Below are 14,168 nucleotides of genomic sequence, written 5' to 3' on the forward strand. Positions count from 1 at the left end.
TCCATATATTTTATTCCTTACGTTACTGGGTATGTGGTACTCTCCTATTAAAAGCTACATTTAAATAAATGTCACTTCGATAATCCTATTTAATGGTTAAATCCTTAATCGTTATATTCAGTCGCTTCGCAGAATCGATTATTATAGATCTAATCGTTTGTATATCATTTAAACTAGAAAGCTTCATTTGAAGTACTACTCCCCCTTTTAAATCGCTCATATTCTCTACTTCTATACTAAAAACTTGAACAAGCTCATTTATAAAAGAAGTTATTCTATCATTATTTCTTTTCCCAACATATAATAAAACCTTAATCTTATATTTTCTAAAGGTATCGGAAAGTAAATACTGATTCAATGCCCAAATATAAGTATCTTTTTCAGCATCATAATCGCTTGGATCTCCAAAATATTTTGTTTCACCACAATGTTGACAAATTGCTATATTACGAACATGATATACACCGATACCGGGCTGTTCAACATTCGCATATACTTCATAAGGAATAAATACATCATTTGAACAAAATCTACAAATAACAGGCTCATTAAAAATCGTAATACGACTTTTTTTCTGCATTAAATTACTTGTACTCATTCTTTTGTTACCTCCGTATACTCAATAATAGATACATGTTTTTGTAACGTATGGTCAAATCGATTCTTTTCTTGAAACATTCGGATATCACCACATGACGTACAGTAAAATGATTGCAATGTGAGTTGATCCGTCACCGTTTCACCTAAAGGATTTAAATCCATATAAACTTCACGATGTTGAAATTGATCGTTCTGACAAAATAAACAAATGAGCTGCTTGTCACGAATTTTTATTTGATACGTTCCTCTTCTTCTAACCATTCATTCACCCCTATTCAAAAATGGCTCTTCACCAAAAAGTGTGGTTGATTTCCGTTCCGACTGGGCGCTTTCCTGGGGGCGTCCGATGAGCCGCTTCACTCGCGTTGCTCGCTCCAGGGTCTCATCTGTGACGCTGATCCCCAAGGAGTCGCCCAGCCTCCACTACAATCAACTAATATACAGTGCATATATTTAAAAAAATGTCATCCACAACTTTTGGTGATGAGCCTCAAAAATACCAATCTTTACTAATGCGCTCTATACAAATATAAGTTCCAATTTTCAATAAATTTACCATCATCAAAATCCATTTATTGAAGAAAACTGCAACGTCAACGTCAGTACAATAAGTTCAACAACAAAAATAGCGAAAACACTTCTTCTTAGATCCCTTCATATACAATTTTCTCTCACTTGCCTATCTTTTCCCTAATATGTTGAGAAAATAGTAATTCCAATTTCTACACTACGAAGGTTCATCTAAAAGCATATAAACGAAACAAACACATCCATTCCATTAAAAGCATCACAAGGTTTTTTACAATATTTGCCGAATAATAATCTATAAAGCTAGTTGCCTTCATTAGGGCAGTAAATTCATAAAAGGTGAGGTTGATTTATGAGAAAAATTTTTATTATCCTACCGATATTATTTTTGCTATTTCTTTCAGGCTGTACTAATCAAAAGAATACAGAAATAGCGACCATTTCAAGTAATGCCGATTCTAAATATGTGAGTACTTTTAAAGATTTAAATTTAGGGATATTATACGATTTTGATTTCAAATTAAATGATGCTGACAAGCGTTGGATTGATCTTTGGGTTGAAAGTTACAAAGATGGGCAATTGGAATCTAAGTCATTAACAACACTATCTTTCGGGCAAAGTCCAAACAAAGTAAAGGAAGGTAATATAGGATTTGGCATCATAAAAACTGATGATGAATCTTTTGCTTTTCTTTATGGACCAGGCGTTCAAGTAACCCCTCATAAAATCGACAAAATTCAATCTGTTGCTGGTATTAGTGGATGGGATTATGCAATTGGAGATAAAACAGTCAAATTAGAACTAAATGAAACCTATTTACTGGGTGTATACAGAGAATCAAAAGGAAACTCTATGCGAACATACGATTTGCAGGACGAAAATGAAGTAAAAAAAATGATAGATGATGACCGTCTTGTATAATTATTAAAATTAAAAATAGATGATAGATCAAATTAATTAAAACCTAATTTCTAGGGCATAAGGTGCATTTGAATTATAGTGGGGGATTTTGGGTTTATCCTGCCTGAGCAGTTATCTTGAGGATCCGAGCGCTTTTCTGCCCCACCTGATCACTTTTCTTGGGGACCCGATCACTTTTTCATCCTACCTGATCACTTTCCTTGGATACCCGATCACTTTTCTGCCCTACCTGATCACTTTTCCTGGGGACCCGATCACTTTTCTGCCCTACCTGATCACTTTTCCTGGGGACCCGATCACTTTTCTGCCCTACCTTCTTGGACACCACCTGAGCAACAAAAAAATCGCCTCAAAAGTATTTGCATACCTTTGAGGCGATATTAGTGAAGCTACTAAGTAATAGCTTATTTTAAATTGCGAGGAATTAAAAATCAGTCGCCCTGCTGCACATCATAGAAACATACGATTAAAAACGAAACTACAACGCCTGTTGATCCAAAACAATTTTACATATGATTTATCCGCCTAAATAAAAAAACGCACCAAACGCGAAACTGGTGCGTTTAGTGACGACAAATAAAAATAACGCCCATTAATGAGTGCCATCATATAAATCATATTTTAAATTGTGCTCAATATATTCTGCTTCTTCCTCGGGCGATAGTAAACGAATTGCTTTCCCTGAATTTCTTGATTCATCGCCACCTTGAAGTTGCCAAATTTTGTTGTGCTCGTCAACGGCGTTTGAAAAATCACCTTTCGACCATCTTTCCAATATTGAAATGTAAAGCTCTTTAAACTTATAATCGTTCATTTTGCATACAGCCAACAATCGGTCAACTTTTTCTTGTGTTATTTGCTCGTGACCCCATTTTACTTTAGCTTCAACCTTTTGATGAGACATGCTGTGAATGGCTTCGTTCACTTTGTGTTCTATTAAGTTGTCAGGATAAAGTAATTCTTCTTTTGTAACAGTTTTACTTTCAAGAATTGCTCCATTATGTTCAACAGTTGCTTTTTCTTCCTTGGGTGTAGGTTTTTCTATTTGTTCGGTGAATTTGAAGTAACTAAATGCTCCACCGAAAATGATTAAAATTACAATGATACTGATAACTGATTTTGTTTTTCTCTTCATGTTATTACACCTCAGTAATTTTTTATCTTTATGTAATTATGTATTGGATTATATTAGGCTCATCACCAAAAGTTGTGGATGACATTTGTTAAAACGTATGTAATATAGAGGTTGATTGGAGTGGAGGCTGGGCGACTCCTAGGGGATTAGCGTCACAGATGAGACCCTGGAGCGAGCAACGCGAGTGAAGCGGCTCATCGGACGCCCCCTGGAAAGCGCCCAGTCGGAACGGAAATCAACCACACGTTTTGGTGAAGATCCTTATATTATGTAATTAGGATAATAATAACAGAATGTTGTAATAGGGTTCAATGAATATTTAATGTGGTCAACTCTGACTTTATTGAATTAACGAGCAAGATTTCTTGTTGGTTAAAACATATGGGTGCGTCACGAAACATGACGCACTTCAAGGGTGTGCATAATGTGCATGACCTCAAATGGTATAATTAGAGGTTATAGCCTTTATACCAATGGTTCCCAAAGTTCATGCAGTGAACTTTAAAATTTTCATTGTTCTAAGGTTCATGTGGTGAACCTTCACTTTTCTTTTGCATTTCTTCAATTTGTTTGGCACGTATTTTTTGTCGCTCATGCATTTCTTTAACGTGACATATTCTTCCGCAACCAAATGCGTGTAAAACGACCTCAACGATTTAATTACAATGTTAATGTTAGTCGCCTTTTTACCAAGATTTAATTGATGTTGAATATATTTTTTTACATGAACTGTAGAAACGTCTTCAATTTCATTCACCTCATGAAACTCGTCCAGATATTGAATAAAGTGAGTTGTATTGTAGTTATAAGTTTCTGTTGTTCTGATTGAAATAAACTATCGTACTTCGTTAATTCAATAAAAAAAAGAGCTGCAAACGCAACTCTAATGATCTTCAGGTAAAGCACTCCGTTAGTTGAATAACTCTCCTCTATAATAATCTTAAACAATTAGGGTCTTTTTTTTTAGGTTTTCTTTCAATAAAAAGTATTGAATATGAATTAGTTTCTTTCTAATACGATATTTGGATAAATAGGGTCCTTTAATTCAAATTCATACGTAATTCCGTCTACTATTCCTACTACCTTTTCACTATCATAAAGGTCGAGCATAAATCCTGCCATTTCTTTAGCAGTATGATACTTTGGTAAAATGCCGGCTAATTTAACATTTTCTTGGAGATCATAAGAACGTTTTATAAATTCTGTTTCAGTAGAAGCAGGAGCTAAAACTTTTGCTTGCATATTTGCCCCTTGAGCTTTTAGTTCGTGTGAAAGCCCTTCTGTAAACGCACTTACATAAAACTTAGTTGAGCAGTAAGTAACAGCATCTGCAACAATTCTATATCCCCCACCTGATGAAACATTGATTAATTGAGTTCCTTCAATATTCGAGTAATCTCGTACGAAAAGTGATGACAAAATTGTTAGAGCTTCGATATTTAAATGTAACATTGTCTCGATTTTATTTAAATTTTGTTCTCCGACAGATGCAAAATTCCCAAACCCTGCATTGTTTATCCAAGTCTCAATTTGATAATTTTTAAGCCCTTCATAAAGCTCATATACATTTTTACTAACTGATAAATCAGTTGTTCGAATAATAACGTCTAAATCTGAATTAATCTTCGCTATTTCTGATTTTAATTTCTCAAGCTCATCAGTTCTGCGGGCAACTAGGACTAAATTTTTTCCACGAAATGCAAAAGCTAAAGCAGTTTCATAACCAATACCTGAACTTGCACCTGTAATAACTGTATATTTCACTTATATTCCTCCTAAATGATACTCTTTACTTGTGTTGTTCAAATTAATTATAATTTGTACAGTTGTTATTATATTCCTTAGAGTAAACTCTAAGTCAAATCCTTTTTTGACCCTTAATGTTTCTATAAAAAATGGAGGTAAATAAATATGTACACGATCGGTGAAATAGCTCAAATATTAGGGGTTAGTACACACACGCTACGATATTACGAAAAAGAGAGTATCATTCTCCCGGATCGAAATGAATATGGAGAAAGACGGTATACTGATTATCATCTAAAATGGTTAACTTTTATTTTAAAATTGAAAGAAACTAAAATGCCCATAACACAAATTAAAGAATATACCAGTCTATTTAAAAAAGGAGAACAAACTACTGAAGCAAGGTTAAAACTTTTAGAAGATCATAAAAGTTCTATTGAAGTTCAATTAAAAACATTACAAGAAACATATATAATGCTAGATAAAAAAATATCAACATATAGAGAACTTATTCGGAATAAGGAATAATTTTATTAACAAAATATATTACTCAATTAGCTCCGTTAGATCAAAAAGAAAAGCTACCTTTATTCGGTAGCTTTATCTTAAACTCTTGTACCCGTTACTTGAAGAACATCTAAAGTGTCCCCTTATATTTCTCTGGTTTTCTACATAACTTTCAATTATTAGCCCACATTCAGTACAAATAGTATATTCAACATCATACCCAAAGCTTAACTTATTAGATGGATACATAACTGAATACAGGTGTGTTGATTAACCATTTTTATCCACCATAATTAAATTAGAAGGATCTGATTTCCGCTACGGGCTACTCGTTTTGTTGCTGTCGCTTCAGATAAAACAATTTGTCGCTGACGCTTCGCTTTCGCACAGAGCAAGGCTTCCTGCTAGCGAGCGTCGAGTAGCCCTTCACTACATGCTCTTCATCATAACATGCGGTTGATTTCTTTGATAGAAAGAGCTTGTTTTTCGATAAAAGCCCAAATAGTTTCGATAAAATGAGATTTTGTTTCGATAAAAGCTCAAATAGTTTCGATAAAGAGCGATTTTGTTTCGATAAATCTTCAAAGTATTCCTATAAAACGAACGAAAGTAGCTTTAGCGATTCTGTTTTGGGGCTCGACACTAAATAGCAACAAGAAAAACCCTTTCTTCGATCAATAATAAACCTATTTTTCCCTAATCAACACGCCTGAACTGAATAACTACTTTGTTGATGACCTACATAGCGCCATTTTGCTCCTTTCCCGAAAATCTTTAGATTGGTATCATTTATCCAATCCGTTTCTAAATTAATTAATTCTGACAGCCTAATACCCGTATCAGCGAGCATGGCTACAAATACCTTATTTCTTGCATTTAAATACGTTTTAAAATCGTATGCTTCTATCATTTTTGCAACTTCTTTGTCTGTAAATGTTTGAATAACGGTCTTATCTTCTTTCAACAGCTTGGTGCGAGCCATAATGTTTAGCGTGACATATTCTTCTGCAATCAAATACTGAATAAAATCCGTCGTATTGTAGTTATAAGTTTCAATGGTTCTATCTGAATAATTTTTAATCTGTAAATCAAAAATAAACTCCATTAACAAATCCTTTATGAACACACAAAAAACCTCCTATCCATGAGTATTTTAATACCCATAAATAAGAGGCTGACACAATACAACTGTATTGCACAATTTATGCTGATGTATGACATAGCTCAAACCTTGCTAAAATGTCGTGTATGACAAGGTTCAAGCTATTTTCCATACAAATAAATGATTACTTCAAGTTATAGAATGAATTTAAACCAAGGTACTCAGCTGTTGAACCAAGTTGGTCTTCGATGCGAAGAAGTTGGTTGTATTTAGCTACGCGGTCTGTACGTGATGGAGCACCTGTTTTAATTTGGCCAGCGTTTGTAGCAACTGCGATATCAGCAATTGTTGCATCCTCAGATTCACCAGAGCGGTGAGAGATCACTGCTGTGTAACCAGCGCGTTTTGCCATTTCGATTGCATCAAATGTTTCTGTTAATGTACCGATTTGGTTTACTTTGATAAGGATTGCATTACCAACACCTTGCTCAATACCAGCCGATAATTTTTTCGTATTTGTTACAAATAGATCGTCACCTACTAATTGTACGCGAGCGCCGATACGATCTGTTAATAATTTGTGTCCTGCCCAGTCGTTTTCGTCTAAGCCATCTTCAATTGAGATGATTGGGTATTTATTTGTAAGCTCTTCGTACCAGTCAACCATTTCTTCAGAAGTTTTAACAACACCTTCACCGTCTAAGTGATATTTGCCATCTTCTTTATTGAATAGTTCAGATGAAGCAACGTCCATTGCAAGTTTCACTTCTTCACCTGGTTTATAGCCAGCTTTTTCGATTGCTTCTAAAATTACAGTAATAGCTTCCTCGTTAGAACCAAGGTTTGGTGCGAAACCACCTTCATCACCTACAGCTGTATTATAGCCTTTTGCTTTAAGTACTGCTTTTAAGCTGTGGAAGATTTCAGCACCCATACGTAATGCATGACGGAATGATTCTGCGCCTACAGGCATTACCATGAATTCTTGAATGTCTACGTTGTTGTCAGCGTGAGCGCCACCATTTAAGATGTTCATCATTGGTACTGGTAGTTGTTTTGAGTTAAATCCACCAAGATATTGATAAAGAGGTACATCTAAATAATCTGCCGCAGCATGTGCAACTGCCATCGATACGCCTAGAATTGCGTTGGCACCTAGTTTACCTTTGTTTTCTGTGCCGTCTAGCTCGATTAAAGCTTTGTCGATAACTACTTGGTCAAGAACAGAATAGTTGCCTTCTAACTCTTCAGCAATAATTGTGTTTACATTTTCAACTGCTTTTAATACACCTTTGCCTAGGTAACGTGAGTTGTCACCGTCGCGTAATTCTACTGCCTCATATTCACCAGTAGATGCACCTGATGGCACGATAGCGCGACCAAAAGCGCCTGATTCTGTAAATACTTCAACTTCTACTGTTGGGTTCCCACGTGAGTCTAAAACTTCGCGCGCATAAATCTGTGTAATAAATGGCATAATTAATTCTCCTCTTTTTCAATTAATGATTGTCCTGTCATTTCAGAAGGTTGTGACACCTCTAATAATTCTAACATGGTTGGCGCCAAATCGGCTAAAATGCCACCATTTCTTAACATTAAATTTGGTTTTGTCACAATTACTGGAACAGGATTTGTTGTATGAGCTGTCATTGGCTCCCCTACTAAAGTAAGAACTTCATCAGAGTTACCATGGTCAGCTGTAATAATAGCTGCGCCACCTTTTGCAAGGATCGCATCTACTACTTTACCAAGACATTCATCGACTGCTTCAATGGCTTTAATCGTTGGCTCTAACATTCCACTATGCCCAACCATATCTGGGTTAGCGAAATTAAGAATGATCCCATCAAATTTATCGGCCGCAATCTCTGCAAGCAATGCATCTGTTACCTCGTAGGCACTCATTTCAGGTTTCAAATCGTATGTGGCAACCTTTGGGGATGCAATTAAAATACGCTCTTCACCGTCAAATTTCTCCTCACGGCCACCACTCATAAAGAATGTAACATGCGGATACTTTTCTGTTTCTGCAATACGAAGCTGTGTTTTGCCATTAGTAGCTAACACTTCACCAATCGTATTTTTTAAGTTGTCATTTTCATATGCAACTTGAGCATTTACCTCATCACTATAATGTGTGAAAGACACAAATTTTAAATTTTGTGGGTGATTCGCTGATAAAGCAAAGCCATCAAATTCATTATTTGTAAACACTTTTGACAGTTGAATAGCACGGTCAGGACGGAAGTTGAAGAAAATAACAGCGTCATTATCGTCAATCATTGCCACTGGTTCTCCATGCTCTTGAACGCTAAATGGGATGACAAATTCATCTGTTACATCGCGCTCATAGGATTCTGCTACACCACTTCTCGCACTGTCAGCTGTTTGACCAACACCCTCTACTAGTACATTGTAAGTAAGGGCTACACGATCCCAACGTTTATCACGATCCATTGCATAATAACGACCATGAATGGAAGCGAATTGACCTACGCCAATTTCCGCCATTTGTTTTTCTGTTTCTTCAATATAGTCTAAAGCCGTTTTTGGCCCAACATCACGACCATCTAAGAAACCATGTACAAAGACTTTATCTAAGCCTTGTTGTTTTGCAAGCTTTAATAGTGCAAACATATGCTCATAATGGCTATGAACACCACCATCTGAAAGTAAGCCCATAATATGAAGCTTTGATTGATGTGCTTTCGCATGTGCAATTGCATCCAAAAATGCTTTATTCGTAAAGAAATCCCCTTCACGAATAGATTTGTTTAAGCGTGTTAAGCTTTGATAGACAATACGTCCAGCACCGATATTGAGGTGACCAACTTCAGAATTCCCCATTTGACCATCAGGTAAACCTACCGCTTCACCTGATGCAGTTAATGTTGAGTGTGGGAATTCATTCCAAAAACGATCGAAATTAGGTTTATTTGCTTGGGCTACTGCATTCCCGAACGTTTCATCACGGAATGCAAAGCCATCTAAAATAATTAATGCTACTGGCTTTTTAGGCATTTGCTGCCGCCTCCAATAATGTTAAATATGATTCTGGTTGTAAACTTGCACCGCCAACTAAAGCGCCGTCGATATGTTCTTTTGATAATAGTTCCTGAATGTTTTCAGGTTTTACGCTACCGCCATATTGAATTCGTACAGCATCGGCCGTTTCAGCGTTATATAATTCTTTGACTACTGCACGAATTGCGCCGCATACTTGGTTTGCATCTTCTGCTGTAGCTGTTTTACCTGTACCAATTGCCCAAATCGGTTCATAGGCAATCACCATATGCTCCACTTCTTGTGCTCCAAATCCAGCAAGTGCAGCTGTAATTTGATGAGCAACCTTTTGCTCAGTAGTCCCCGCTTCACGTTCCTCAAGCGTTTCACCACAGCAAATAATTGGTACGATATTATGCGCTAGTGCTGCAGCAACCTTTTTATTGATTGCTTCATCTGTTTCATTATAGTATTCACGTCGTTCAGAATGACCTAAAATAACATAGTCTACTTCCACACTTGCTAGCTGTGCTGGACTAATTTCTCCAGTGAATGCACCTTCGTTTTCATAATGCATCGTTTGTGCGCCAATTGCTAGCTCTGATTCACTAGCAACCTGCACAAGTGTAGGTAGATAAAGTGCTGGTGCACAAACAACAGCGTCTACTTTATCGTTTGAAGGGAGTTTGTCCTGTATAGCATCGACAAACTGGATCGCCTCTTCAAATGTTTTATACATTTTCCAGTTACCTGCAATAATTGGTTTACGCATCGTTTTGCCTCCCAAATTGTATTATTTATCGTTTAATGCCACAATTCCTGGTAGCTCTTTACCTTCCATTAATTCAAGTGATGCACCGCCACCAGTTGAAATGTGGTCCATTTTATCGGCAACCTCAAATTTTTCAACTGCTGCTGCAGAATCCCCGCCACCGATCACTGTATAACCAGTTGTTGTTGCCATTGCGTCAGCTACAGTTTTTGTACCATTCGCAAATTTATCCATTTCAAAAACACCCATTGGTCCATTCCAAATAATTAGTTTAGAATTTTTAATAACCTCTGCATAATTAGCAGCTGTTTTCGGACCGATATCTAAGCCCATCCAATCGGCTGGAATAGCGTCTACATCAACAATTTTTGTTTCTGCATCTTTTGAAAATTCGTTTGCGACAACTGCATCGATTGGCATATGTAATTGCACGCCTTTTGCTTTTGCCTTTTCAATAAAGGATTTTGCTAGGTCGATTTTATCTTCTTCTAATAAAGATTTACCGATATCATGACCTTGCGCTTTAGTAAATGTGAATGATAAACCGCCGCCGATAATTAGGTGATCTACCTTTTCTAATAAGCTTTCAATAACGCCAATTTTATCTTTAACTTTGGCACCACCGATAATGGCTGTAAATGGACGCTCTGGGTTAGATAAAGCTTTACCAAGCACATCTAATTCCTTTTGCATTAGGAAGCCAGAAACAGCTGGTACATGCTTGGCAATTCCTTCAGTTGACGCATGTGCACGGTGAGCGGCACCAAACGCATCATTGACATAAACGTCCGCTAATTTTGCAAATTGCTCTGCTAATGCTGGATCATTTTTCTCTTCTCCAGCGTGGAAGCGTACATTTTCAAGTAGAATCATATCGCCATTTTGCATGTTTGCAACAGCTTCTTCTACTTTTTCACCAATTGACTCATCTAATTTAGTCACCGGTTTACCCATTAATTCAGCTAGACGAATTCCTACAGCAGTTAGGCGCATATCTTCTTTTACTTCACCTTTTGGACGACCTAAGTGAGAGGCTAAAATAACTTTGGCACCTTGCTCAACCAAATATTCAATTGTTGGGATTGCTGCTCGAATACGTGTTTCGTCAGTAATTGCACCATCTGCCATCGGTACATTAAAATCAACACGTACAAATACGCGCTTGCCTTTTACATCAATATCTTTCATCGTCTTCTTATTTAACATGAAGAAACCCCCTTCAAAGTTTTAGTCGTGAATTTCCTGGATTCACCCACCTTGGCTCCTCACATCATTCACGTAACTGTTTTAGATAAAATATGCGGTCCATCATCACATAGGATTGATTCTGTTTAACAAGCCTTTTCGGAATGAAGTACCCTTTTACTTGCTTTTATAGTAGCAAAAGTCGCGTTCTATGTCTTGCAATTGCATAATCAGTTATAAGGAAAGCGACCATTCCTTATATTCGGCATGCATCCATCTTATATACGTATAAAAAAGAGTAAGGGTAAATTTCCCTTACTCTCATTACCCTTGTATATTATATCTTTTAGATATTATAAAGGCTATACTTTTTATGCGTAAAAAGCGGTATTATGTCACACTTTTTACTTCAACTTTCGAATTATGACACTTATTTATTGTGTAATCCTTTTTCTGCGATATATAAAGCTAAGTCCATTAAACGAGTAGAGTAACCAATTTCGTTATCATACCACGCTAGAACCTTTACCATACTATTTTCTAATACCATTGTAGAAAGACCATCTACAGTTGAAGAGTTATGGTTACCATTGTAGTCAATTGAAACTAATGGTAGTTCGTTATATCCTAAAATGCCTTTAAGCTCGTTTTCTGAAGCTTCTTTTAATGCAGCATTAATAGTTTCTTTTGTTACTTCTGCTTTTAGCTCCACTACTAAGTCAACACATGAAACGTTTGGCGTCGGTACACGCATAGAGAAGCCATCTAGTTTACCTTTTAATTGAGGTAATACTTTTGACACTGCAACTGCTGCTCCTGTTGTTGTTGGAATCATTGACACTGCACCAGCACGTGCGCGACGTGGATCAGAGTGCGGGAAGTCAAGGATACGTTGGTCGTTTGTGTAAGAGTGAATTGTTGTCATCATACCGCGTTGAATACCAAATTTTTCATCAAGTATTTTAGCTACTGGTGCTAGACAGTTTGTTGTACAAGAAGCGTTCGAGATCACGTCATCTGTTTCTGGATTGTAGTCCTCGTGGTTAACACCCATTACAAATGTCGGCATTTCACCTTTCGCTGGAGCTGAAAGAATCGCTTTTTTAGCACCTGCTTGAATATGCTTGCCTACTTCTTCCATCGAGCGGAATCTACCTGTACATTCAAGTACTACATCAACCCCTAGTTCACCCCAAGGTAAATTAGCAGGATCTTTTTCTGCATAAACGTTGATTTTTTTCCCATTCACTACGAAAGAATCGCCTTCTGCATAAACATCAGCATCGTAGACACCATGTACTGAATCATAAGTTAATAAGTGTGCGAGCTGACCTGCATCTGTTAGGTCATTTACTGCAACTACTTCGAATTCATCGTGCTTCATCGCTTCACGAAATACTAAACGTCCAATACGTCCAAATCCATTGATTGCTAATTTTAATGCCATTGTCAATTCCTCCAATAATGTTTATATAATTATTTTTCGCCACTGACATCTAAAAGTGGCTTTATGCTCATTCAGAGAGTGTTTTAACACCCGCTGAGAAACGAGTTACAAGTATTTTCCCACCGTTAAAGATGGTAGTTATTTAATTTATAAAGAAGGTAATCCTTCAGCGATAGTTTTTGCGGCTGCCTCATCTGTTATAAAAATTGTTTGCTTTGGTGCTACCTTAAAGTACGATAGCATTGCCTTCACTTTTTGTTTACCAGCAGCAACTGCAATGACTTGCTTACTTCTTTGAACTTGCTCGAACTGAATACCGATTGTTCGAATTCGATGTACAATTTCGCCTTCTGCATTGAAATAATAGCCAAATGCTTCACTAACTGCACCCTTTTCTTCGAGAATTCGCAAATCCTCAGGTGATGAATTACGACGAACAGCCATTTCCTCTGCCGAGCCAATACCATGAATGACACAATCTGCACGATCATAATAATCCATCATTTCAGTTACCATCGGCTCTGTTAACATTGCTTGATAAGCCTGCTCACTTAAATGCTCTGGTAAAAACAAGGTACGATACTGTGTATCCATCTGCATGGCGAAGGTTGAGACAAGAGTATTGGCTTGCATTTGCATTTCATGACCAATGCCTCCACGTGCAGCAACAAATGTAATATTATGTGTATCAGCTGGTTGTAAAAATTGCGTGAGTGATGCAACCGACTTTCCACCAGTGACAGCTACTATCTGACCTTCAAAGCTTGTTGATATAAATTGATGTGCTGCCTCTTTTCCAAGCAATGTTAATACCGTATCGTCTTCATTGTAATCACCTGGAACAACAATTACGTGCTGTAAGCCAAAATGATTTTCCAGTTTTTTTGCTAGCTGTGTAAGACCAGACCATTCATAGATAAGTGCTCTTAGTTTTTCAATAACTACTTCACCGTCGTCTGTACATACCATACCCGATTTTTGAGAATCTAATAACCCTTGTTCACGTAAAATATCCGTTTCTTTACGAATTTCTCGTTCGGTCATTTTAAGTGAATCTGCAAGTGTTCGACGCCCAATTGGCTGCATTAGCTGAACTGTTTGCAAAATACGATATCTCAATTGAAGAAGCGGATACATTTCTGGAAGTAGCCTTTGCTGTGCCTCAGGTACAGATAACATATTTATCTACTCCCTTTTTAATAGCTATGGGTTACTTTTTGT

The 14,168-nt window shown here is 36.9% G+C and carries 15 protein-coding genes; 2 read left to right on the forward strand and 13 right to left on the reverse strand.

The genetic code is table 11. The features are described 5' to 3' along the window. Positions 1 to 85 precede the first annotated feature (85 nt). Genes QUF91_RS23065 through QUF91_RS23075 form a run of 3 tightly spaced genes read right to left on the reverse strand, consistent with a single transcriptional unit; the run spans position 86 to position 1,005 of the window. Positions 86 to 598, reverse strand: coding sequence for a hypothetical protein (locus QUF91_RS23065; protein ID WP_289419475.1), 513 nt, complete (start codon positions 596 to 598; stop codon positions 86 to 88). Beyond that, the gene (locus tag QUF91_RS23070; RefSeq protein WP_289419476.1) at positions 595 to 861 is read right to left on the reverse strand and encodes a hypothetical protein; all 267 of its coding nucleotides are present in this window, start codon (positions 859 to 861) and stop codon (positions 595 to 597) included. Before QUF91_RS23070 ends, QUF91_RS23065 begins: the two co-directional genes overlap by 4 nt. Beyond that, the gene (locus tag QUF91_RS23075) at positions 862 to 1,005 is read right to left on the reverse strand and encodes a hypothetical protein (RefSeq protein WP_289419477.1); all 144 of its coding nucleotides are present in this window, start codon (positions 1,003 to 1,005) and stop codon (positions 862 to 864) included. It abuts the gene before it with no gap. A gap of 475 nt (positions 1,006 to 1,480) precedes the next feature. Here QUF91_RS23075 and QUF91_RS23080 point away from each other — a divergent pair, with 475 nt between their 5' ends. Then, positions 1,481 to 2,050, forward strand: a complete 570-nt coding sequence (locus QUF91_RS23080; protein WP_289419479.1) for a hypothetical protein — start codon at positions 1,481 to 1,483, stop codon at positions 2,048 to 2,050. A gap of 592 nt (positions 2,051 to 2,642) precedes the next feature. Here the strand turns inward: QUF91_RS23080 and QUF91_RS23085 are convergent. The 3 genes from QUF91_RS23085 to QUF91_RS23095 form a co-directional block, all read right to left on the reverse strand. Further along, positions 2,643 to 3,185 carry a DUF6241 domain-containing protein gene (locus QUF91_RS23085; protein ID WP_289419480.1) on the reverse strand — a complete coding sequence of 181 codons (543 nt, stop codon included), beginning with the start codon at positions 3,183 to 3,185 and terminating at the stop codon, positions 2,643 to 2,645. Positions 3,186 to 3,672: 487 nt separating this feature from the next. Then, a complete protein-coding gene (locus QUF91_RS23090) occupies positions 3,673 to 4,017 on the reverse strand; it encodes a site-specific integrase (protein WP_353957875.1) in 345 nt (114 codons plus the stop codon). Positions 4,018 to 4,184: 167 nt separating this feature from the next. Continuing rightward, positions 4,185 to 4,949 (reverse strand): SDR family NAD(P)-dependent oxidoreductase, encoded by a 765-nt coding sequence (locus tag QUF91_RS23095; protein ID WP_289419482.1) that lies wholly within the window; start codon positions 4,947 to 4,949, stop codon positions 4,185 to 4,187. Positions 4,950 to 5,096: 147 nt separating this feature from the next. Here QUF91_RS23095 and QUF91_RS23100 point away from each other — a divergent pair, with 147 nt between their 5' ends. Next, entirely contained in the window at positions 5,097 to 5,459 is a 363-nt protein-coding gene (locus QUF91_RS23100) for a MerR family transcriptional regulator (RefSeq protein WP_289419483.1), read from the forward strand. 679 nt (positions 5,460 to 6,138) lie between these two features. Here the strand turns inward: QUF91_RS23100 and QUF91_RS23105 are convergent. From QUF91_RS23105 to QUF91_RS23135, 7 genes are all read right to left on the reverse strand, one after another. Further along, complete coding sequence (locus QUF91_RS23105; RefSeq protein WP_285397299.1) at positions 6,139 to 6,564, reverse strand: tyrosine-type recombinase/integrase; 426 nt, start codon at positions 6,562 to 6,564, stop codon at positions 6,139 to 6,141. Positions 6,565 to 6,724: 160 nt separating this feature from the next. Next, positions 6,725 to 8,017, reverse strand: coding sequence for a phosphopyruvate hydratase (gene eno, locus QUF91_RS23110; protein ID WP_285397300.1), 1,293 nt, complete (start codon positions 8,015 to 8,017; stop codon positions 6,725 to 6,727). 2 nt (positions 8,018 to 8,019) lie between these two features. After that, positions 8,020 to 9,561, reverse strand: a complete 1,542-nt coding sequence (gpmI, locus tag QUF91_RS23115; RefSeq protein ID WP_289419486.1) for a 2,3-bisphosphoglycerate-independent phosphoglycerate mutase — start codon at positions 9,559 to 9,561, stop codon at positions 8,020 to 8,022. Beyond that, on the reverse strand, positions 9,554 to 10,315 hold the full coding sequence (gene tpiA, locus QUF91_RS23120; protein ID WP_285397302.1) for a triose-phosphate isomerase: 762 nt from the start codon (positions 10,313 to 10,315) through the stop codon (positions 9,554 to 9,556). The genes gpmI and tpiA overlap by 8 nt, the downstream gene beginning before the upstream one ends. Before the next feature lie 21 nt (positions 10,316 to 10,336). After that, on the reverse strand, positions 10,337 to 11,521 hold the full coding sequence (locus QUF91_RS23125; protein ID WP_289419488.1) for a phosphoglycerate kinase: 1,185 nt from the start codon (positions 11,519 to 11,521) through the stop codon (positions 10,337 to 10,339). A gap of 409 nt (positions 11,522 to 11,930) precedes the next feature. Beyond that, a complete protein-coding gene (gene gap / locus QUF91_RS23130; RefSeq protein WP_289419490.1) occupies positions 11,931 to 12,947 on the reverse strand; it encodes a type I glyceraldehyde-3-phosphate dehydrogenase in 1,017 nt (338 codons plus the stop codon). A gap of 147 nt (positions 12,948 to 13,094) precedes the next feature. Beyond that, positions 13,095 to 14,126 carry a sugar-binding transcriptional regulator gene (locus QUF91_RS23135; RefSeq protein WP_289419493.1) on the reverse strand — a complete coding sequence of 344 codons (1,032 nt, stop codon included), beginning with the start codon at positions 14,124 to 14,126 and terminating at the stop codon, positions 13,095 to 13,097. Between the last annotated feature and the right edge of the window lie 42 nt (positions 14,127 to 14,168).

Source organism: Lysinibacillus sp. G4S2 (assembly GCF_030348505.1).
Classification (GTDB): Bacteria; Bacillota; Bacilli; order Bacillales_A; family Planococcaceae; genus Lysinibacillus.

What these genes read in the sequence shown, in the direction of transcription:
- QUF91_RS23065 (WP_289419475.1), bottom strand. Translation starts at nt 598, where the DNA reads ATGAGTACAAGTAATTTAATGCAGAAAAAAAGTCGTATTACGATTTTT.
- QUF91_RS23070 (WP_289419476.1), bottom strand. Translation starts at nt 861, where the DNA reads ATGGTTAGAAGAAGAGGAACGTATCAAATAAAAATTCGTGACAAGCAG.
- QUF91_RS23080 (WP_289419479.1), top strand. Translation starts at nt 1,481, where the DNA reads ATGAGAAAAATTTTTATTATCCTACCGATATTATTTTTGCTATTTCTT.
- QUF91_RS23085 (WP_289419480.1), bottom strand. Translation starts at nt 3,185, where the DNA reads ATGAAGAGAAAAACAAAATCAGTTATCAGTATCATTGTAATTTTAATC.
- QUF91_RS23100 (WP_289419483.1), top strand. Translation starts at nt 5,097, where the DNA reads ATGTACACGATCGGTGAAATAGCTCAAATATTAGGGGTTAGTACACAC.
- eno (WP_285397300.1), bottom strand. Translation starts at nt 8,017, where the DNA reads ATGCCATTTATTACACAGATTTATGCGCGCGAAGTTTTAGACTCACGT.
- gpmI (WP_289419486.1), bottom strand. Translation starts at nt 9,561, where the DNA reads ATGCCTAAAAAGCCAGTAGCATTAATTATTTTAGATGGCTTTGCATTC.
- tpiA (WP_285397302.1), bottom strand. Translation starts at nt 10,315, where the DNA reads ATGCGTAAACCAATTATTGCAGGTAACTGGAAAATGTATAAAACATTT.
- QUF91_RS23125 (WP_289419488.1), bottom strand. Translation starts at nt 11,521, where the DNA reads ATGTTAAATAAGAAGACGATGAAAGATATTGATGTAAAAGGCAAGCGC.
- gap (WP_289419490.1), bottom strand. Translation starts at nt 12,947, where the DNA reads ATGGCATTAAAATTAGCAATCAATGGATTTGGACGTATTGGACGTTTA.
- QUF91_RS23135 (WP_289419493.1), bottom strand. Translation starts at nt 14,126, where the DNA reads ATGTTATCTGTACCTGAGGCACAGCAAAGGCTACTTCCAGAAATGTAT.